The 20,380-nt window shown below is 53.0% G+C and carries 16 protein-coding genes and 3 pseudogenes; 12 read left to right on the top strand and 7 right to left on the bottom strand.

Going from position 1 to position 20,380, the window contains the following annotated elements; all coding sequences use genetic code 11:
• Positions 1-35: 35 nt before the first annotated feature.
• Positions 36-677: a hypothetical protein gene (locus tag ACA068_RS31175; protein WP_497310775.1), complete on the bottom strand. Its 642-nt coding sequence runs from the start codon at positions 675-677 to the stop codon at positions 36-38.
• On the bottom strand, positions 674-1,012 hold the full coding sequence (locus tag ACA068_RS31170; RefSeq protein WP_497310774.1) for a hypothetical protein: 339 nt from the start codon (positions 1,010-1,012) through the stop codon (positions 674-676). Before ACA068_RS31170 ends, ACA068_RS31175 begins: the two co-directional genes overlap by 4 nt.
• A gap of 505 nt (positions 1,013-1,517) precedes the next feature.
• On the opposite strand from ACA068_RS31170, the gene ACA068_RS31165 reads away from it, so the two are divergent.
• From ACA068_RS31165 to ACA068_RS31130, 8 genes and pseudogenes are all read left to right on the top strand, one after another.
• Positions 1,518-2,405: a helix-turn-helix domain-containing protein gene (locus ACA068_RS31165; RefSeq protein WP_497310773.1), complete on the top strand. Its 888-nt coding sequence runs from the start codon at positions 1,518-1,520 to the stop codon at positions 2,403-2,405.
• A gap of 210 nt (positions 2,406-2,615) precedes the next feature.
• On the top strand, positions 2,616-2,948 hold the full coding sequence (gene tnpA / locus ACA068_RS31160; RefSeq protein ID WP_497310772.1) for an IS66-like element accessory protein TnpA: 333 nt from the start codon (positions 2,616-2,618) through the stop codon (positions 2,946-2,948).
• Entirely contained in the window at positions 2,945-3,280 is a 336-nt protein-coding gene (tnpB, locus tag ACA068_RS31155) for an IS66 family insertion sequence element accessory protein TnpB (protein WP_003177794.1), read from the top strand. Before tnpA ends, tnpB begins: the two co-directional genes overlap by 4 nt.
• Positions 3,281-3,361: 81 nt before the next feature.
• On the top strand, positions 3,362-4,888 hold the full coding sequence (gene tnpC, locus ACA068_RS31150; RefSeq protein ID WP_497310771.1) for an IS66 family transposase: 1,527 nt from the start codon (positions 3,362-3,364) through the stop codon (positions 4,886-4,888).
• Positions 4,889-4,944: 56 nt separating this feature from the next.
• Entirely contained in the window at positions 4,945-5,322 is a 378-nt protein-coding gene (locus ACA068_RS31145; protein ID WP_497310770.1) for a DUF6678 family protein, read from the top strand.
• A gap of 363 nt (positions 5,323-5,685) precedes the next feature.
• Positions 5,686-7,230, top strand: a pseudogene (ltrA, locus tag ACA068_RS31140) (group II intron reverse transcriptase/maturase); the annotation flags it as partial.
• 498 nt (positions 7,231-7,728) lie between these two features.
• Positions 7,729-8,355 (top strand): response regulator, encoded by a 627-nt coding sequence (locus ACA068_RS31135; protein ID WP_497310769.1) that lies wholly within the window; start codon positions 7,729-7,731, stop codon positions 8,353-8,355.
• Between the two features lie 860 nt (positions 8,356-9,215).
• Positions 9,216-9,338, top strand: coding sequence for a hypothetical protein (locus ACA068_RS31130; protein ID WP_497310768.1), 123 nt, complete (start codon positions 9,216-9,218; stop codon positions 9,336-9,338).
• A gap of 372 nt (positions 9,339-9,710) precedes the next feature.
• Here ACA068_RS31130 and ACA068_RS31125 read toward each other — a convergent pair whose 3' ends face one another.
• On the bottom strand, positions 9,711-9,962 hold the full coding sequence (locus ACA068_RS31125; protein ID WP_497310767.1) for a helix-turn-helix domain-containing protein: 252 nt from the start codon (positions 9,960-9,962) through the stop codon (positions 9,711-9,713).
• Positions 9,963-10,514: 552 nt separating this feature from the next.
• Between ACA068_RS31125 and ACA068_RS31120 the strand changes: the two genes are divergently transcribed.
• Positions 10,515-11,266, top strand: a protein-coding gene (locus ACA068_RS31120; protein WP_497310766.1) for an IS5 family transposase whose coding sequence is annotated in 2 segments (ribosomal slippage) — positions 10,515-10,847 and positions 10,850-11,266 — 750 coding nt in all. Because the reading frame shifts where the segments join, the coding sequence is not laid out codon by codon here.
• 461 nt (positions 11,267-11,727) lie between these two features.
• Positions 11,728-13,161 (top strand): serralysin family metalloprotease, encoded by a 1,434-nt coding sequence (locus ACA068_RS31115; RefSeq protein ID WP_497310765.1) that lies wholly within the window; start codon positions 11,728-11,730, stop codon positions 13,159-13,161.
• Positions 13,162-13,576: 415 nt separating this feature from the next.
• Here ACA068_RS31115 and ACA068_RS31110 read toward each other — a convergent pair whose 3' ends face one another.
• Positions 13,577-14,326: an IS5 family transposase gene (locus ACA068_RS31110; RefSeq protein ID WP_497309286.1), complete on the bottom strand. Its 750-nt coding sequence runs from the start codon at positions 14,324-14,326 to the stop codon at positions 13,577-13,579.
• A gap of 237 nt (positions 14,327-14,563) precedes the next feature.
• Positions 14,564-15,289: pseudogene (locus ACA068_RS31105) on the bottom strand (IS5 family transposase); the annotation flags it as partial.
• Positions 15,290-15,541: 252 nt separating this feature from the next.
• Between ACA068_RS31105 and ACA068_RS31100 the strand changes: the two are divergent.
• Positions 15,542-16,168 (top strand): annotated as a pseudogene (locus tag ACA068_RS31100) (response regulator).
• Between the two features lie 431 nt (positions 16,169-16,599).
• Positions 16,600-17,259: a C40 family peptidase gene (locus ACA068_RS31095; protein ID WP_497310764.1), complete on the top strand. Its 660-nt coding sequence runs from the start codon at positions 16,600-16,602 to the stop codon at positions 17,257-17,259.
• A gap of 992 nt (positions 17,260-18,251) precedes the next feature.
• Here ACA068_RS31095 and ACA068_RS31090 read toward each other — a convergent pair.
• Together ACA068_RS31090 and ACA068_RS31085 are read right to left on the bottom strand one after the other, a co-directional pair.
• Positions 18,252-18,563: a hypothetical protein gene (locus ACA068_RS31090; RefSeq protein ID WP_497310763.1), complete on the bottom strand. Its 312-nt coding sequence runs from the start codon at positions 18,561-18,563 to the stop codon at positions 18,252-18,254.
• Between the two features lie 400 nt (positions 18,564-18,963).
• Positions 18,964-20,070 carry a VasL domain-containing protein gene (locus ACA068_RS31085; RefSeq protein WP_497310762.1) on the bottom strand — a complete coding sequence of 369 codons (1,107 nt, stop codon included), beginning with the start codon at positions 20,068-20,070 and terminating at the stop codon, positions 18,964-18,966.
• Between the last annotated feature and the right edge of the window lie 310 nt (positions 20,071-20,380).

Raw genomic sequence — 20,380 nt, 5'->3', positions numbered from 1 at the left:
ATGGCTTTTTTCACTTCGTAGGCGTTACCGTTTAATTACGCGCCAGGCTGTTCATCTAATTGACCTTCTTGTGGAGCAAAAGCAGCGCCGAACAGTGCTGCTCGATCTTGGTCGGCAGGTTTTTCGGCCTGGGTCGTGCCGTGGCCTTTGAAGAGTTCGGCCGCCCAACCTGGAACGATTTTGATGTGCCCGGAATATGGGGAGACCGGGGCGGGCATGTCCTTCGCCTGGATGAAGGGGGTCTTCGAGACTGGGGCGACTTGAGTCTCAGGGGCCGGCATCCCGAGGGCTTTTACGTCGATACGGAACTCACCAGACACGACTATAGGCATGCCACGGGCCAGTTTTTCGGCGAGGGGCTGAAGGTTGCGACCGTACCAGCGAACTGGGATCGATTGATCCGAATCTTTGCTCTGCCGGATCAATACCACCAGTCGGTCATTTATCGGCGTGCCATCAGTCGGATGTCTGCGATTGCGTTCCAGCGACTTGGCCTGAATGAAGCCGGCGATGCGAATCTGGTTCGACGCGTTCTTATTCAGCTCCATAGCTTTCCAGTCGAACGAGTCCCGACGCGCATCGTTGTCGTCGCTCGGCATCGCCTGCAACTCCTCGACGGATTTCGGAGTTCCGGAATCAATGGCTGCGGCATGAACCGCTGCGCCCCACTTCTTCATGAAGTCATCGCGAAAGCGCGTACCCATGTGCATGAAGTTGGGGCTTCAAAGCGGATGCTTTTGAGCTTGGCAATACGGTTTTCGCCCTCTACAGCGCCGTCGGTATGGACGTACGTCATGATCAGATCCCACTCTTTGATTTCGCGGGGGATCGGCGACTTTTTCGGGTCGTAATGAATGGGAAGCATGTGGTTTTTGCTTCGGGTCTGCTGGATGTAGCAGATCCCTTTTACTGGATCGTTGTTCCGCAGGACGCCGGCGATATAGCCTGAGTTGAGCATCCCGTTTGGATACGAGTAGGAATCCGGATTGCGCTTTGCGTCCTGGGGGATCATGGAGAGCCTCATGGTTTGCTGGAGTTGGTGCGGTTCAGGATACTCAGCGTGTACCAGTAATACAACATGACAGAATAATACTGAGTGAATTAGTCGCCGGCTTTTGACAGGGCTGCGCAGGTCACGCGCCGATCGCCTGGCTGGCCTTTAGGAGGGAGCAAAACGGTATCAATTCGGGAGATAGCCTCGCTGATCATGCGAGTGACAGAAGCCTGGGTAGAGAAAAGTTTGGGAACTTGTCGATGGGGGTTGGCTCTATCCTCTGGTTCGAGGCTCTTCTTTTACACAAAATTCACGCTAAAACTGTCCGCTTTTGGCCGAATGCGTCTCTATGTAGAGCCTTAAAAAACGGGCGCTCCGCCTCTTGTTCCACATGAACAAGAGATTGAATCTTGTTGTTAACTGTGTAGAATTAATTTTACAGATAATGGCATTTCCCTGCTTTATTTATACAAGGGGCGCCCCTTCTTCTTCGACCCCACGCGAACAACCTGGAGCCGTAACCATGACAAAACCTAGCGACAAGAAACCAAGTGGCTCTACGCAAGGGCGGTCTCGCGCTTCAGCAAAAAATGTAGATAAAACGCCTGCTGCAACTGAAACTAAGAAGCCGCAGGGTAAGACTGGCACCCCAGCAAAAAAACCGGCAGCTGCTAATACAGCAATGTCTTTAGCTCCTAAAGCTGCGCCGGCTACTACTAAGGCTCCGAGAGTGCGTTCCTCCGCTGCTGCAACGAAACCTGCTTCTAATCCAGTTCCAGCCAAGGCCCCAACCGCTGCTGTTACGCCGGAGCCCGCTACACCTGCATCTAGTAGGCAGAAAATTTCGGCGTTAGCTAAACAAGCTTTAGAGCAAGCTCAGTTGGCGCGAGATGCGCAAGCGGCTGCTGAAGCAGGGTCTCCGACTGATGATGCAACGTCGCCGCGTGACCGAAATAAAATCGAAGGTGCTCGTCTGATAAAGATGATCAAAAAGGCCATTGTTGAACGAGGCCTTCAAGATCGCGCCATCGCCGATATCGTCGGTGTTACTCAGATCTACTGGAACTCCCTGGCGAATGGCAACCGCCAAATTAAATCACTGGGTAAAGAGAAGCTTCAAAAAATTGCTGAGTTCTTAGGTCTGCCTCTCATACAGGTCTACTTACTCGCAGAGCATTTTACTGCTGAAGATTTTTTCAACTCCAAAGACCTAAACGAACAGCTTTGGCTTTCTATCAGGAAGATGCAGGAAGATCCCCAGTGGGCCGGGTACGCACCAAGCTCTGAAGAGTGGGAGCAGACACCAATCAATGTGCGGATTACGCTGGTCTCTTTGTATGAGCGCGAATCGAAACGTTACCTGATGGCAAAAGCCGAAGTGGAAGTACCAGGTAACAACTTTACTGAGTAATCCCCCCTCGCCGTGGTTACCCAGAAATGAAGAAGCCCCGATCAATGATCGTAATGCTGTTCACTTAAGCGGAGCAGCCTTACGGTCCACTGGAAACCGGGTCTTTGGTATCCGTCCGGCAAAGTCATCTAGTCCGCTCGGCGAAGCCAAGACATGGTGTGCACTTAAAATTAAGTGGACACTATTTCTAGCCTTTTAAGCGGATTTTCCATGCAGCCACAACGCCGTTCCTATTCCAAGTCCTTTAAGGCCCAGGTCATCGCCGAGTGCGCGCAGGCTGACACTTCAATTGCCAATGTCGCCTTGACCCACAACCTCAATGCAAACCTCGTCCATAAATGGATTCGGGTGCATGCGCAGAAAAACCTGGCACTGCAAACTGCCTTCATCCCGGTCAAGACTTCGCCGCCGGTGCCGATGCATCAGGCCCTTCCTGCCACGATCCGAATCGAAGTGCCGCATCCAAAAGGTGTAGTCGTGGTGAGTTGGCCAGCAGAAAATGCAGCGGCGTGTGCTGCTTTCCTGCGAGACCTGCTGCGATGATCCGCGTCGATTCCATCTGGCTCGCCACCGAGCCCATGGACATGCGCGCCGGCACTGAAACCGCGCTCGCACGGGTCGTGGCGGTGTTCGGTGCGGCGAAGCCGCACTGTGCCTATCTGTTCGCCAACCGCCGCGCCAATCGAATGAAAGTGCTGGTGCATGACGGCGTGGGGATTTGGCTTGCCGCCCGGCGTTTGAATCAAGGACGCTTCTTCTGGCCGGGTGTGCGACACGGCTCCGAAGTTGAGTTGGATGCCGAGCAACTTCAGGCCCTGGTGCTCGGTTTACCTTGGCAGCGCGTCGGTGCAGGCGGAATCATCTCGATGCTTTAACACCTGCCATGGCGTGCTTGCCAGCGCAATTGGCCCATCAGTCTATCGTCGCCACCAGCCTTCTCTGGCAAAATCGGCGGCATGACTTTGCATCCAAATCTCGATCAATTAAACCCTGAACAACTGCTTGCCCTGGCGGCGCAGTTGATCCAGCGCGTCGAGACAATGGACAAGCAAATCACCCATCACAAATCGGTCAACGAGAAGCTGGCCCACGAGATCGCGCTGCTCAAGCGCTTCAAGTTTGCCAAACGCAGCGAGCAACTAAGTCCAGATCAGGCCAGCTTGCTCGATGACTTGATCGATACTGATATTGCCGCTATCGAAGCCGAGCTTGAGGCGCTGCAACCGACACCAGTCGAAGCCAAAATGCACCAGCAACCTAAGCGCGCAGCGCTGCCGCCGCAATTTCCTCGCACGCTGATCCATCACGAACCGGACAACAGCCATTGCCAGTGCGGCTGTGCTCTCAAGCGCATCGGCGAAGATGCCAGTGAAAAACTCGACTACACGCCCGGCGTGTTCACCGTCGAGCGTCATATCCGTGGGAAATGGGCCTGCGAGCAGTGCGAAACGCTGATCCAGGCGCCGGTACCGGCGCACGTCATCGACAAGGGTATCCCAACCGCGAGCCTGCTCGCCCACGTCATGGTGGCCAAGTTCGCCGATCATCTGCCGCTGTATCGCCAAGAGAAAATCTTCGGCCGCGCCGGATTGCCTATCGCCCGTTCGACCTTGGCGCAATGGGTAGGCAACTGCGGCGTGCAACTCCAGCCGCTAGTCGATTCGCTGCGCGAAGCCGTGCTGACGCACGGCGTCGTCCACGCCGACGAGACGCCGGTACAAATGCTGACGCCTGGTGCGAAGAAAACTCATCGTGCTTACGTCTGGGCCTATGCCACCAGTCAGTTCTCCGACTTGGCGGCGGTCGTTTACGACTTCAGCCCAAGCCGCGCTGGCGAACATGCCCGAGCCTTCCTGGGTAGTTGGAACGGCAAGCTGGTCTGCGATGACTTTGCAGGCTACAAGGCAGGCTTTGAACTGGGCGTTACGGAGATCGGCTGCATGGCCCATGCGCGCCGAAAGTTCTTCGACTTGCATGCGACCAACAAGAGCCAGATCGCCGAAAAAGCGCTGCACTACATCGCGGCCTTGTACGAAGTTGAACGAGAAGTCCGTGAGCTGGAACCGGGTGATCGACAGCGAATACGGCAGGAAAAAGCAGCGCCGATCATCGACGCACTTCATACCTGGATGATCGCCCAAAGACAGCTTGTGCCTGAGGGATCGGCCATCGCGAAAGCGTTGGATTACAGCCTCAAACGCTGGATAGCGCTGACGCGCTATCTCGATGACGGTGCTGTGCCCATCGATAATAACTGGTGCGAGAATCAAATCCGGCCGTGGGCTCTTGGCCGCTCGAACTGGCTGTTCGCTGGCTCGTTACGCAGCGGTAAACGTGCGGCGGCGATCATGAGTTTGATCCAGTCGGCGCGGCTCAACGGACATGATCCGTACGCTTACTTGAAGGATGTTCTTACACGCCTGCCGACGCAGCGGGCGAGTGAGATTACCGAGCTGTTGCCGCACAGATGGGTGCCCGTTTAATCGCGGAAGGTGTGTTGGGTTAGACTGTACTCACTTCATACAATTACGCGAATCTTATGCATCAGCTGCCTGAACTCGACGAGGTTACAAAAGCGAAAATTCGCAGGCTGCTGACTGCGGGCATGATTTTTCCCGTCATGAACAACACCAAATGGGCTGAGCTGATCAAAGCAATGATTAACGCCCCGCAAATGAAGCCTGAGTTCAGATTGCACAGTGTCTTAGCTCCAAGCGATTACTGCACAGATTGGGATCGAGAATGGCATTACCACATCCATCCGGTAGCAGAAATTGAGTGGATCGAACTCAAAGCGGTTTCACTCGATTGGCTACTTTCCACGCTAAGAAAGCACAACCTTCCCTTCTCTCTAGAGGATGGGGTGCCACGCGTTTGGGGTTATACCAGACCTAGCATGCAGCCTCTTTGGGACTGAGTTCCTGAGGTTTCGCCTAGCCGGCAAACTTATGCTAGATGACTTTGCCGGACGCATAGTGCGCCAGTTAAAGCTGGCGGAGGATAGTCGATGAAAGTTCGATACTGGTAAGAAATGGCGAATCAACCAGACCCCGAGTCATGCATGCTGCGCCGCGAGGTGCAGGGTGAAGCGTTGACAGGGGAAGCCGATGGGCCAGCCATTGAGCCGCGTAATCAGGAATCCGGGATGCCGATGCTGTTATGCGAAGCAGAAGGTAATACGGAGCATGGCGTTATACGCCAGTCATGCTCTGATCCCGCGCGGTCGGAGACCCTGTGCACGTCGGGAAGTCCTTCGCACAGAAACTGGGAGATCTCGGCAATGCCCAGTGCGCAAGCACCGGGCGGAGCAGGAAAGGCCAAAAGCCGTAACCCTGCTGTCTACGTTGCTGAGAAGTCGGATACGTCCGTAGTACCTGAGAAACCGTCGAACAAGGGGTCAAGCCCTGCGGAGAGGGTGGAGGAAAGGGACGTAGCCAAGGGAAACACCGACACTTCCCCCGTGCCCCGGACACAGAGCCGGATCAGTTGCGCGTCGATGGGGCTTGAAGGTGTACGTGAAAGCAGCCCGAAGGAATAAGGGCATGCAGTTCACGGCATTGCTGCACCACGTTACACCGCAATTATTGGCGCAGAGCTTTTATGCGCTTCGCCGCGATGTGGCGGTGGGCGTGGACGGTATGTCGTGGCGAGAATATGAGGAAGGTCTTCTCCAGCGGGTGACCGATTTGCACGCAAGGCTTCACAGTGGAGCCTATCGGGCAACGCCGTCGCTTTGGGTCTATATACCCAAAGCTGACGGCAGGCAGCGTCCGCTGGGTATTGCCTCGTTGGAGGATAAGGTTGTACAGCAGGCAGTTGTTACTGTTCTGAATGCGATCTATGAAGAAGACTTTCTAGGATTCTCGTATGGATTTCGGCCGGGACGTAGCCAGCACGATGCGCTGGATGCGTTAACGGTCGCGCTCAAGGGTCAGAAGGTGAACTGGATATTGGATGCGGATATCACGTCGTTCTTTGATGAGATCGACCATGAATGGATGCTGATGTTTCTAGGACACCGGATTGCAGACCGACGCATGCTCGGACTCATCTGCAAATGGCTTCAGGCGGGAATAATAGAGGATGGCCGTAGGGTGGCTGCGACCAAGGGGACGCCCCAAGGCGCAGTGATATCGCCGTTGCTGGCGAATATCTATCTTCACTACGTGCTGGATCTGTGGACAAGGCAGTGGCGCCAGCGCCACGCCCGTGGCGATATGATTGTTGTGCGCTACGCAGACGACAGCGTGGTGGGTTTCAGGACGCAATGGCAGGCTCAGCAGTTTCTGGTACAGTTGCAGGAACGCTTGGCCAGGTTCGGTTTATCCCTCAACGCCTCGAAGACACGGCTTATTGAGTTTGGTCGTTTTGCTGCGAGAAATCGTAGGAAGCGAGGGTTAGGTAAACCGGAGACGTTTGATTTCCTGGGATTCACGCACTGCTGTAGTACCAACAGAAGCGGTGGTTTTCAAATTCTGCGACTGACGGTAAAGAAGCGAATGCGTGCAACGCTGCTGGCTATTCGGGATGAGCTGAAACGCCGACGTCATGAGCCTGTTCGAGTCGTGGGTCAGTGGCTTAACCGAGTTGTCAGTGGATACTTCAATTACCACGCGGTGCCGGGAAATCTGATACGCCTTGGCGGTTTTCGGTTGGCGGTATGCCGTCTATGGCGGCAAGCCCTCAAGCGACGCAGCCAGCGTAACCGACTCCAGTGGTCACGCTACGGACGGCTTGCCGACCTCTATATACCTAGACCCAGAAATGCACATCCTTACCCTGAGGATCGCTTCGCGTCACGTACCCAAGGCAGGAGCCGTATGCGGTAGTTCCGCACGTACGGATCTGTGCGGGGGTGGCAGGTAACTGCCATCCCTACCGCGACCGTACTGCAACGGTCAGTAGCATCCGCTCACCCGACCATCAACGTTAAATTGCTTGCTGACAATGGCCTCGGCGGTCGCCATGACAATCAACTGTATGCGTTGGTGGATGACGCTGGCATACCTGTACGGACTGGGATGTATGTGGTTACGCTGACGATGCCCTAAGACGCGAGGTCTTATGCTGAACGTCAGCCCCACCGGCTGGCGTTCGTCCGTTGCATCAGTACTCGCAAGCTGATACTCATAACGACTAACGATCAAAAGCCGTCTTGGTAACGTCGATCTCCCCTGTGTCCCCCGAAGCTGAGAAACTTCCTATACTTCAGTCGCGCTTGTGTATTTTCGAGCTTCGCAGTGACTGGTCGGCCATTTCATTGTTTTTGCGCCATAGAGATTCTCGTCACCGGTTGTTACCGGCGTGTATTATAGGGGGGCATATGTTTAAAGCATTGGTAGTAGACGATCATCCGTTTATTCGGTCGTCGGTCGTAATGCTCTTGAAGCAGGAAGGCTTTGAGGTGGTCGTCGAGGCGGACAACGGAGCCGACGCAGTGCAGCTGGCCCACGAACACACGCCGAACCTGATTGTGCTGGATATCGCCATGCCCAAGCTCGATGGCCTGGAGGTGATCAGCCGCATCAGTGCTCTAAACCTCAAAAGCAAGATCCTGGTGCTGACCTCGCAGTCGGTACTGTTCTATTCCATGCGCTGCATGAAGGCTGGCGCAGCCGGCTATATTTCCAAGACCAACGATCTCGATGAGTTGGCAACGGCGATCAAAGCCGTGATGGGCGGCTACACCTACTTTCCCAACCTGGCCACCAGTTCGGTGCGACACAGCGATGTCGAATCCACAGACTTGGAGTTGATCCAGAGCCTATCCGACCGTGAGCTGACGATTTTGCAGCAATTGTCCCATGGTCTGAGCAACAAGGAAATCGGTGACGCGATGCTGATAAGTAACAAGACGGTCAGCACCTACAAGACCCGTCTGATCGAGAAACTCAATGTGAAATCGGTGGTGTATCTGGCTGATTTCGCCAAGCGCAATAACCTGATCTGAATGAACATTTACTTGAGACCATAGCTGGTTGCATTCTCGCTGCTCTGTGCATCAATGCAGCTCTGGCCGCGACCGAAGCTCCGTAACCATTGTTGGTGCTTGGGCACGGATGTCGATGACTAAAGTGTGCCCCTCGATGAGCAGGACTGGCGCCGGCTGCGGGCAAACGGCACCTTTTGTTGCTGTTGGACATATAGGCGCCCGATTACGTACCTTCCGAGCTGACCGGCAGAGGTCCCTATGTGATCAGATTCCCCCTATATTAGTAGGCCGAAAGGTTTCACTTTTAATTGTTTCGGTAGTTTTTACGGAAAGCTATAATATTTCTCAGACACAAAACTTTCGCCCGCAGCCTATACAAAGTCTTGGAGTGTGATATATGCACTATTTATACTGTGCAACTAAAATGGCTCAGAGCACCATCGCCGAGTAGTGAAAGGCGTAGCCCAACTAAGGCTTTCATCCAAATAGCGAGGCGCATAAAAAATCTTGCTTACATTTACATCCACTTACTTGGCTTGTTCGTAAATACATTCTCCCGAATAAATTTTTTCGTCATGCAATGCTGCTATCACACCCTGTGAGCCCATCGATCCACGCAAGACGTTTCTGAATATTAACTCCATATTGATGGCATATAGTGTGGAATACTTCGCGTCCGCCGCGGACGACTTCTGATTTCCCCAGTTATATTTATCTTGAGTAGCCAAGGTTTTCCATCTTTTTGGTTAGCTTCAATCCAGCTACCCTCGAATTCTTTTCCATCAGGACCACCGCCCGACAAGGCCAAAAGCGCCAAGCATAATAATAGGTCCAATATACTGTTTTTTCCATAATAAAGCTGCCAGAGGGACAGAACGATGAACGGGGAAATCCTCGCGGGTATCACGCTGTGGTATTGCATTGGTGCCATCGTGGCGTTCGCGGACGGTTCGCCGACCAAGGATGACGGACGGGGCCCGGCGGGTAACGCTATCGGCTAGCCCTTGTTTGTAGCGTGGCGTTGATTTGAGAATTTCTGAGATTTGATTTGCGAATCGATTTTATGGGATTTTTCTGCTTAGTCAACACCGCCCACGCGTGACTGGCTCGCCCCTTTTAGAGGCGAGAGTTACCGCTCCTACAACCGCGTGAGCGGTTTGGCCGCAGGCCCGGTGCGTACCTTGCGGGTCATAGCGTTGAGCAACGCGCGTGCGTCGAACGCATCAACCCATTCGGGTTCGGGTGCCGTTTCGGGTGACAATTGGGGACACGTATCACGCACAGACTATTTGCGCTTTTTTGACTCAGCTTGTTCGCCATCCGGTATTGATTGCTCAGAGCTCATGGCCGCCCCCTCCCATCCGCTGTACAACTTAATACCGAGCGCGCGAGGTGGAAAAGCTGGGATCAACATCAATGGCCAGCAATCGATACAGCGTCGATCGTCGAATACCGGTGTCTCGGCAGAGCTGTCTAAAACCGTCGACCCGCGCCACCGCCCCCAAGGCGGCAGCCAGCAGTCCAGGATCATTCTCATGTATGCAGTTTTGTAGATGCAGCGCCAGTTCCTTTTTGGCTCGCCATAGACCGACCACGTCCAGATCAATTGATTTTGCGTCGCGCATAGTGACCTCCACAAAGTCAGCGCATCCGCATGTCCGCGCAACCAGAGAGCGTCTCGGGCCACTGTCGGCGGGGAAGCGCACAACTAAAATTTAGTCCAGCTGTCGCTTATTTCAAATTTAAATAGAACACATAGTATTGTGTAACGGAATTTCCGAAACTCACCATTGCGATAGGATTCGCTGGTTTGATTGCTCAGTGACCGCAACGCCAAGCCCGTAAAAGGTGCCCATCAAGCAGTTATTGCGCTCAACTAATAAACACGCCCGCCTCATTAGTTTTCATCAGCCGCAACGTCTGTTGGTATTTCAGACCACAGCTCCACGAAAGAGGACAGGGATGCCGGAAAAGAGTCGTCAAGGGAGTGTAAAAAACTCCACACAGGGCTGAGGTTCAGAGGCCTACTTTTTCTGAGACCGAGTCAGCAAAACCAACGATGCAAGGATCGTATACCCGACCACCCATATCGAAATAATGAATAGCATGGCTAGGGGGCGTTCTCATTTGAGCTAATTAGTGCCATTCGATACCCTTGAGCTATTTGGGGGTAACTGGTGAGCCGCTATAGGTTGCGTGACGATCAATGGGTGCGCATCAAGGAACTGCTGCCGGGCAAAGCCAGCGACCGTGGCGTGACCGCCCGCGATAACCGTCTATTTGTAGAGGCGGTACTCTGGATTGCCCGAACTGGCGCGCCCTGGCGGGATCTACCTGAAACCTACGGTCACTGGCATCGGGTCTATGTGCGTTATAACCGCTGGTCACGCAAAGGCGTCTGGTTACAGATCATGGCATCGCTTGCGACTGACGCTGACCTAGAACACCTGATGGTGGATGGCAGCATAGTGCGCGTTCGTCAGCATGGTGCGGCAAAAAAACATGGCAGGACGCCGAAGCCATGGGCAAGTCCAGAGGCGGACTGAGCATCAAGATTCATGCGGCCGTCGATGCCCTGGGGAACCCGGTACGCCTGCTGCTGACGCCCGGACAAAGCTCTGAATATGGCCAAGCCGAAGCGCTGATCGAAGGTTTTACGCCCGATGCGGTATTGGCAGACAAAGGTTATGACTCAGATGCCTTCGTGGAGTTGATACAGCGCAATGGGGCTGAAGCCGTCATCCCCTCAAGAGGGAATCGTCTGACGCCCCGAAAGCTGGATCGACATACCTACAAGGCACGTAATCTGGTGGAGCGTTGTTTCCAGAAACTGAAGCAGTACCGCCGTATTGCAACCAGATATGAGCGACTGGCAAGAAACTACCAGTCGATGCTGAGTCTTGTATCAGTCGTCATATGGCTGGCCTGATTGAGAACACCCCCTAGTGGGATGTGCATTTCCCAAGCGTGAGCAAAGGTAGGGCGCGCTCTATTGTTCATTACAGAATATTTCTATCTTGGATAATATCTGAACGGGTGAATGGCAGTCTTTCGAACGTCTGGCAGTCAATAACCAAGTGCTTTTTGACCTGTGTCCCCTGCTTGCAGCGATCTTCGTAAGCAATTGAATTAAAAGATATTACCTTCGTGTCGTTGCTGTATTTTGATACGCCTCACTCGTCTGATAGGGTCGGAATGTCAAGTTTTATTATATTTCATGAATTGTCTTGTGGACAGCTTATTGAATAGCATTAATACAATCTAAAAAATAAATAGGTAATAGGCCGACAGTTGTGTCAGTGTTTTCTGCACCTGAAAACGGGTGCTCATTGGCTTTCTCATGGAAGGGGGGAGGTCCGCTGAAACCAACTAGAAAACAGGATGTAACTAATGTCGAGAGTTAATAGTAGCGCTGTTATTTCTTCAGCTCAGCCAAGTATGGCGTATACCCAAATCAATTTGTTCAGCCATCAATATGATCGCGGGGGGGCGGAGTTAATCAATGGCAAGCCGTCGTTCACCGCCGATCAAGCAGCAGATCAGCTACTCCGCGAACGCGTGTCTTGGCATGATCAGAACGGCGATGGGAAAATCCAGCTCAGTTATAGCTTTCTAACTACGGCACCTGATAATTTTCAAGCCAAGATGGGGGCATTTATAGCGTTTGGTGAGCAGCAGAAAGCCCAGGCCTTTTTGGCACTGCAGTCCTGGTCGGATGTTTCAAATGTGACATTTACCGAGGCGGACTCTGGCGGCGACGGGCATTTGAGTTTCGGGAGTTTCGGTACCAGCTATGGTGTTCCTGCGACCGCATTTGTACCTGAGGGCAAGAGTACCGATGGTCAGTCCTGGTACTTGATTACAGATGCGTATCAACGCAATTTGACCCCGGAAAATGGCGATTACGGCCGTCATACCCTGACTCATGAAATCGGCCACACTTTGGGTTTGGCTCACCCCGGTGTCTACAATGCGAGCAGTGGCAGGCCGACGTATAACGATGTGTCCTATGCTCAGGACACCCGCGGTTACTCTCTCATGAGTTACTGGAGTGAGAGCAATACGCAGCAAAACTTCGCCAAGGACGGTAGTGGTATCTACGCAGCGGCACCATTGATGGATGACATTATCGCTATCCAAAAGCTTTACGGCGCCAACATGAATACCCGTACCGAGAACACAGTGTATGGATTCAACTCCAACACTGAGCGTGATTTCTACAGCGCCACCTCATCGGCATCAAAACTTTTGTTTTCGGTTTGGGACGCTGATGGCGAAGACACACTGGACTTCTCCGGTTTCACCAATGATCAGAAAATCAACCTCAATGAAGGCTCGTTCTCCGACGTCGGTGGTCTGGTTGGCAACATCTCCATTGTCCAGGGTGTGACCATCGAGAATGCTAAAGGAGGATGGGGTAACGATCTCGTGATCGGCAACGCAGCAGCTAACCAGTTAGTGGGCGGTGCAGGCAACGATATCCTTTACGGTGGTGGCGGAAGGGATACGTTGTGGGGTGGAACGGGGAGCGACATCTTTGCGTTTGGTGCTGCCAGTGACTCGACTCATAGTGATCCTGACTGGATCGGGGATTTTGTCAGCGGTCAGGATAAGATCGACCTGACTGGTATTACGGCACTTTCTTCTGGCACGGCTTCGTTGAACTTTGTCAGCGACTTCACCGGCAGTGCCGGTGATGCTGTTCTGGTTTACTTCGCTGAAAGAAATGAGTCCAGTTTGCTGATTGACCTTACAGGCAATGGTGAGGTCGATTTTGCAGTGGCCACGGTAGGCCTAGCCCAGGCAACAGATATAGTCGCCTGAGTCGAACATATAGGGCAGCGCAGACGCCGTTTAAATGTGGCGGCTGATAAGATAGTCACCCCGCACCCTGCGAGGGTTGCGCTTTCGCAGGGTGTTTGTTTCCAGAGGCCATAACCATGAGCGAGTCCGCTCGGCTATTCCTCTGAGGTTTTGAAAGTTGCGATTGGGTTTGCAATACTGGATACAGCCAGTGATTCCTTTTCGGACCATTAAGCGCAAGTCCAGGCCAAGGCTTCCCGGATTGTTTGATCGATCCAAGCACTGACAGCGCAATTTCATCAAGGGAACGTCTGATTGGGAGAATAAGAACCGACGGATTGGTCCGCGTTCGGGCGAAGCGGTCGTAATTCTGAGTTTGCATACCCCAACAGGGTAATTGGCACCTCTCTCGCTCACCCTAGGGGCTGTTCCCGTTTCACATGGGTAGCCAGAGGAAGGCACAAGCCATAGCCACCACGCTTTCGTAATTTCTCTTGAGTTTGTCGAATCGCGATGCGACCGCTCGATAGTGCTTCAGCCGGGCAAAGGCGTTTTCTACCAGGTGCCGGTTGCGGTAAAGCTCTTTATCCAGATCCGCATTGCCTTTCACCGAGTTGCGTTTTCTCGGAATCACGGCTTTGGCGCCCTGTTGTTCAACCTGTTCACGTATGGCCTCACTGTCATAGCCTTTGTCCGCAATGATTGTTTCGGCAGTGGGAACCTTGGCAATCAACGCAGGCGCCTGTGTGCAGTCGTTGATCTGGCCACCCGTGATTTCAAATACGACGGGTAGCCCGTAGGCATCTACAGCCAAGTGGATCTTGCTGGTGTTGCCTGCTCGACTTTTCCCTATTGCCTCATCCTTGCCACTGGCAGCACCGGCACTGTGCTGGTGGGCCTTGGCATAGCTGCCATCGATGAAAACCCATTCCATGTCCGGTTCAGCTACCAGCGCCTGAAAAACCTTGAGCCACTTACCTGACGCGGACCAGGCATTGAAACGCTTGTAGACTTTGCTCCAGCTTCCAAAGGCCTCGGGCAAGTCTCTCCAGGGACATCCTGTGCGCATGCGATACAGCATGCCTTCGACGGTCATCCGTAGATCGCGCTTGTTGTAGATGGCCTTGTGCAGCAGAATTTCCCGCAGCTTCGACCAGTGCTCATCACTGAGCAGTAATCGGGGCATTGCAAGCTCGTATTGGTTTTGTGTGAGAGCTACAACGATACGAGCTTGCTCTTATATATCAATGACTTAGATGGAAACGGGAACAGACCCTAGGGAAGGTCTGAAGTACCCACGGATTTTTGATGCCCTCACTACTTGATGCTCAAAAAATCATAAGCCGGTCGAAAATCAGACCTTCTTGTCCTTAATTCACGGTTCTTTCCTCTAATCGCGCTGTTTCAGGGCGATTAACCCGCATTACAGACGCACCTCGCCCATGCCCATCAACCGTTTTCGCACCATCCACAAGTTCGACAAAGCGAACAACGTTGTCTGCTGCGCGATATTTTTCGACAAGCCACGAAAGCGCACTTTCGTATAACCAAACTGGCGCTTGATCACGCGAAACGGAGGCTCAACCTTGGCCCGCACCTGCGCTTTCGCGTATTCGATCTTGCATCGCATGCGCCCGATCAGACTCTTTTTTGCGTGCTTTTTATAGCTGCTTGGCCGGGCGGCAATCGACCAGATCATCTGGCGACCCTGATGTTCGGGACGCTTGTCTACACCGGTGTAACCGGCATCGCCAGAGACGTACGTTTCATCACCATGGAGCAACTGATCGACTTGAGTCATGTCCGCCACATTGGCCGCCGTGCCCACCAGGCTATGCACCAAACCCGTCTCGGCATCGACACCGATATGCGCTTTCATTCCGAAGAAATATTGATTTTCTTTCTTGGTCTGGTGCATTTCGGGATCGCGTTTGCCGTCCTTGTTCTTGGTCGAACTGGGCGCATGAATGATCGTGGCATCGAGGATGGTGCCCTGGCGTAACAGCAAGCCGCGATCGCCCAGATAGCCATTGATGACCTGCAAAATCCCGCCGGCCAGCTCATGTTTTTCCAACAGATGGCGGAAATTGAGGATCGTGGTTTCATCGGGAATTCGATCCAGATGCAGCCCCGAAAACTGGCGCAGAATCCCCCGGAATTTCCCAAGGTAGGGTCCAGCCCGGGCCCATGACCGCTCATGGTTTGCTGCAATGGCGGGAAGGCCCCGGAGCGACCCAACAACTACGTTTTCAACCTCCGCAGAAAAAGACGAGAAACGTCCTACACTTCAGTCGCGCTCGTGTATTGTCGAGCTTCGCAGTGACTGGTCGGTCATTTCATTGTTTTTGCGCCATGGACCTTCTCGTCACCAGTTGTACCGGCGTGTATTACTGGGGTTCATATGTTTAAAGCGTTGGTGGTAGACGATCATCCGTTTATTCGGTCGTCGGTCAAAATGCTCTTGAAGCAGGAAGGCTTTGAGGTGGTTACCGAGGCGGATAACGGTGCCGACGCCGTGCAACTGGCCCGAGAACATACGCCGGACCTGATTGTGTTGGACATCGCCATGCCCAAGCTCGATGGCCTGTAAGTGATCAACCGCATCAGTGCTCTGAACCTCAAAAGCAAGATCCTGGTGCTAACCTCGCAGTCGGTACTCCTCTATTCCATGCGCTGCATGAAGGCTGGCGCTGCCGGCTATATTGCCAAGACCAACGATCTCGATGAGTTGGTAAAGGCGATCAAAGCCGTGATGGGCGGCTACACCTTCTTTCCCAACCTGGCGGCCAGTTCGGTGCGACGCAGCGATGTCGGATCCACAGACCTGGAGTTGATCCAAAGCCTGTCCGACCGTGAGCTGATGATTTTGCAGCAACTGTCCCATGGCCTGAGCAATAAGGAAATCGGTGACGCTATGCTGCTTAGTAACAAGACGGTCAGCACCTACAAGACCCGCCTGATCGAGAAGCTCAAGGTGAAATCGGTGGTGTACCTGGCTGATTTCGCCAAGCGCAATAACCTGATCTGAGTGAGCATTTACTTTAGAACGTGGCTGGTTGCGTTCTCGCGGCTCAGTGCTCTCAATGTGGCTCTGGCCGCGACCGAGGCGGAAAGAGACTCTTCTTGCCGTATTACTCACCGAAACGCAAAATCGTATGACTCAAGATGCTACTTCCTCTACTCCGCCTGTCGATGGCCTAAGTTTTCCGGCGTGTTGCTGATTTCTACGTCAAGTGAGATGGTGCATTTGTAGATTTCTCTCTGCATCTCTCAATTCGTATTGCCTCCGCGCAACTTAAGCAACCGCTAGCTCGAAGTACCGGCCAACGCATAAAGCAGGTTTCGAGGCCGCGTCAATATCGGAAATTTCCTACGGCGAGGCAGGACGTAGCCGTTATCACTGTTGAAAATTCGCCTTTAAGCTATCGCTCACTATCAATTTCCCCGAGTGGTAAGAAGGTGTATCTCCCCGTATTTGTATTTTTTATGGTCGTATTGGGTTCAGTGGCGCTCGATAGTCGGGCGGATGGACTGAGTCCTCGCGACTGGTTACACCTGGAAGGCAGAGCGCTCGATAACAGCAATGCGTCTCCATCCGACTCAGTCAGACCCGACAATGCGCTCACCTTGCGTCACCAAGCGACTATTGGTAGAACGGCAACAGTTGCCGAAAACCCGACGAACCTCGACAGCCCTAGAAAGTTGTCCGAGCCTGAAGCAACGGACACCAGCCAGCGCGTCATTCAGCGAGCACAAGAACTGATCGGCACACCCTACAAATGGGGAGGCATGTCCGAAGCAAATGGCTTTGATTGTAGCGGGCTGTTGGTCTATCTGTTTCGTAGTGAAGCGGGGATGGAATTGCCCCGCACGACCAGCTTAATGATTCACGAAGACTTCCAGCGCGTCCCCCGCGATGAACTCCAACCTGGCGATGCCGTATTTTTTACCCATAATGGGCAGGGAGGAGTGGGCCATGTAGGTTTGTATGTCGGAAACAATCTATTCATTCACGCACCTCGCACCGGCAAGTCTATTCGCATTGACTCACTGGACAACCGATATTGGAGTGATCGCTACTCCAGTGCCCGCCGTTTCAATGAAGAATCATCGACTTGACACTGATGATGGTGAAAAACAATGGAAAGAGGCTTCGCCAGAAAACCGTGCCGAGTATCACGGGTGGCTGTAGGACGTGTCTGACGCTATCAATTCGATAGATCACCGCAAACTTTGTCCTGCTCGCGAAGTGCCCTGATACATCTCTCGTAACATCGCTCCGACCGCTCCTTTCCGGATATTCCGCGCGACAATGACTTTACCGCCTTCGCTGCGTGGGCTGCTGCTGTGCTAACAAGGTTTCCACTAGGAATCATCAAGGCTTGCCGCGTGCTGCGCTCGGGGGTCCAGCCGTTGGTCATGGCCTACCTCCAATAGTCGTTTGGCGTTTTTTTGGCTTCCCGCGTGTGCGAGGGCTATTGAGGGTGTCATTTGGGATCGATCGCCCCTCTTTCGGCAGAGGGCCAGCATTCAAAAAAACACCTTTCGGAATTTACCTACATCGTAAATACGCAGAGTTATGGCTTGATAGTGACGCGGGCATTTGACCCGGCTGTCAGGCGCATAAAAGCGGAGAATAAAATGACCTCAATACAGTGTTCTAATTGCCTTGTTGAAATTAGCGCCACTATAGTGAATTTCAATAACTGCAGCCATCAACTCCGCAAACCTGAGCGAAGCATAATAGGACAACTTATCACATGGTCATTTATCTTTTTTAATTTTTTATAATTACCTCCCTGATCTTCGAGGTTAATGCATTCCTCCATGAAGCGAAAACAATGACTGCGGCACAAAAACAAGAGACGTCATTTGCTACAATCCTCGTTGCGCTGTTCATTATTTCGATATGGGTTATCGGATATATGATACTCGCACCTTTGGTTTTGCTGACTCGCCCTCAAAAAAAGTAAGCCACTGATGCCCCATCTCGTGCGCGACGGGATTGAGTATTGGCGAGTACTGAAGAGTGTGAGTGCCCCCTACCTGTCCGTTCATTGACCCAAGAACTGGCCTACCCACTCTCTGGCTTTTTGCCGAAAAACCATCTTTCAGAAATTTCCTACATAAACCCATTGCAAATCGACATTTAATACACCTCGGGACGCTGCGGGACAGATCAGCAGTAAACCCGTCAGCAGTCGTGTGTTTTTACTGATTTGTTGCGTCCCTTTCCATATGTATCTTTTACGAAAGTATTTTTCGAAGGCGACTGCTCCCAAAGGCAGTCGCTTTTTTTTCCTTGAATTCAGTGCTTTGAGAAACGTCCGATGTGCAGGTTTGGATTTAATGCTGTTTGCTAAGGCGTTGATACTGAAAAAGTCCGAAAGAGCGGTTTTCCAGCTGAGCGCCTGCTCACGCAAGCGAAATGACTGCTTCGTCTCTCGCTAAGCCGTTGAAGTCAGCCAGAGCACCAAGGCCGTTACCGCAATAAACCAGACCAGCAAGGTTGCTGCTATTACGATACAAAACTCTTTATCCATGTTGCTGTCGCTCCTTGAGCCTTGACAGCCATCAGCAGCCCGCCATTTTGTTATTATGTAGATGATGCCGTCTGCTGAGTTTTCGGTGTCTTCTTCTGGACCGTAAACCTATTCATATGCCCCAGTCGCTAGTGGGATTTAGTGAAAAGTTCGCATCCATCAGAACTTGATACCTTAGTTGGGAAAAATAAAGTAAACAGCTATGGCGCTGGACAGCGTGGCGCATAGGGCGGTCACTGTTTCAGGTGTGATGCGAATAGCCAGCCAATGCGCTAAAAAATTACTGCCTGTTCGCCGCCCGCTTAATCAGCGCATAGCGATTGAGCAGCTGAGTAAAATTGATCTCAACCTGATGTTGCAGCGCTTGCATGGGCAGGGGCTTATCCTCAGGCGCTGTGAGCTGATACAGCCGTTCCTCTAGCGGAACAGACCGCTCCATCGACTGAGTCATGGCGAAGACCACCGACTTCAGCTCTGACACCGTCATGTAGTGCCCGCGCTTTTCATCCAGCCCATCCAATCGGCGGGTCAGTTGTTGCAACTGTTCCATGGTTTGATGCCAACCCGACAACGCCGCCAGTGGCGTGGCGTTCGTAGTCAGCTGCTGTTGCCAGTGTTCGTTCAGGCGCTGGGCCTCGGGAGACTCAGGCCACAACCGATTGGCTTGGTGGACCAAGACAAAACCATAGTCCTGCGCCCAGACCGGGGACAGTGCAGTTAATTGTTCAAGCTGCTGCGTGGTTTCAGCGATTAGTCTGGGGGCTTGTCGCTTTAAGACCTCACCTTGCGTGGCTTTGAGTAAAGACAGAGCAGGCTCGCTCAGCGTCATCGGCACAGGCGCCACGAGTACGAGTGCTGCGGACTGACGATTCAACGCCTGCCAACCCCAGACTGCCAAGCCTCCCACGAGCAGAGCGGTCAGTACGCCCGCCGAAAACACTTTCCACGGTCTATGCGGTGCCACCCCAGTCTCACGTTCCTGCAGCTCGGCTTCCACCACATACACCCACGGCTGTTGCGCCGCTGAGGTTCGCGGTGTAACCCTTGCGGCTTCAAACGGCAGAACCTTGGAGTGATCGCTGGCTGACACAAGAGGGCTTTCCAGTCGAGCGGCCGTATTGTTGTGCATAAAGGTGCGCAATTCATTGAGCGGGTTGGTGCGTTGAACGCCCTGCTGCCGCAAGTCATCTGCAAGCGCATTCAAATACTGCGAAGCCTGGTAAGCCTGAGTCGAATCCGTGAAGTTGAGCGTAAAACTTCTCAACAGCTGATGCAGTCGCAAGCTGAGCCCTGTCAAAATCTCTATACGCGCATGCAGCGGCTGCGGCCAAAAACAAGCCCACTGCTGGCTGACCAGCGTATCCAGGATCGCCAGTCCTTCGTTCATGCCTTGAATGCCCTGTAACTGGGCTCTCACCATGGTATACTAGGCCGCCGTCTGAAGATCAGCCCCGTTTTGTTGAAACAAGTTCAAGCACAGCAGCTCGGCTTTTTGCCAATTGATATCCGGGCGGGCCGGATGCGTGAGCTTCGCCAACTCGGCGCGTAACGCTGCATAATCCGCCAACCCACGCGGGTCACTTCCTGTGCGCAGCTGGCGATCTTCTGACCGTGACATAACCGATGCTCTTGTAGTTTTAAAAAGTAAAGTTCTAAAGGATCAACCCAGCCCTCACGGCAGAGTGCTGGCCACTGCA

This window comes from Pseudomonas sp. LBUM1660 (assembly GCF_059695935.1).
The sequence above is the reverse complement of the archived record's forward strand: the minus strand, read 5'-3'. Positions and strand labels throughout refer to the sequence as shown.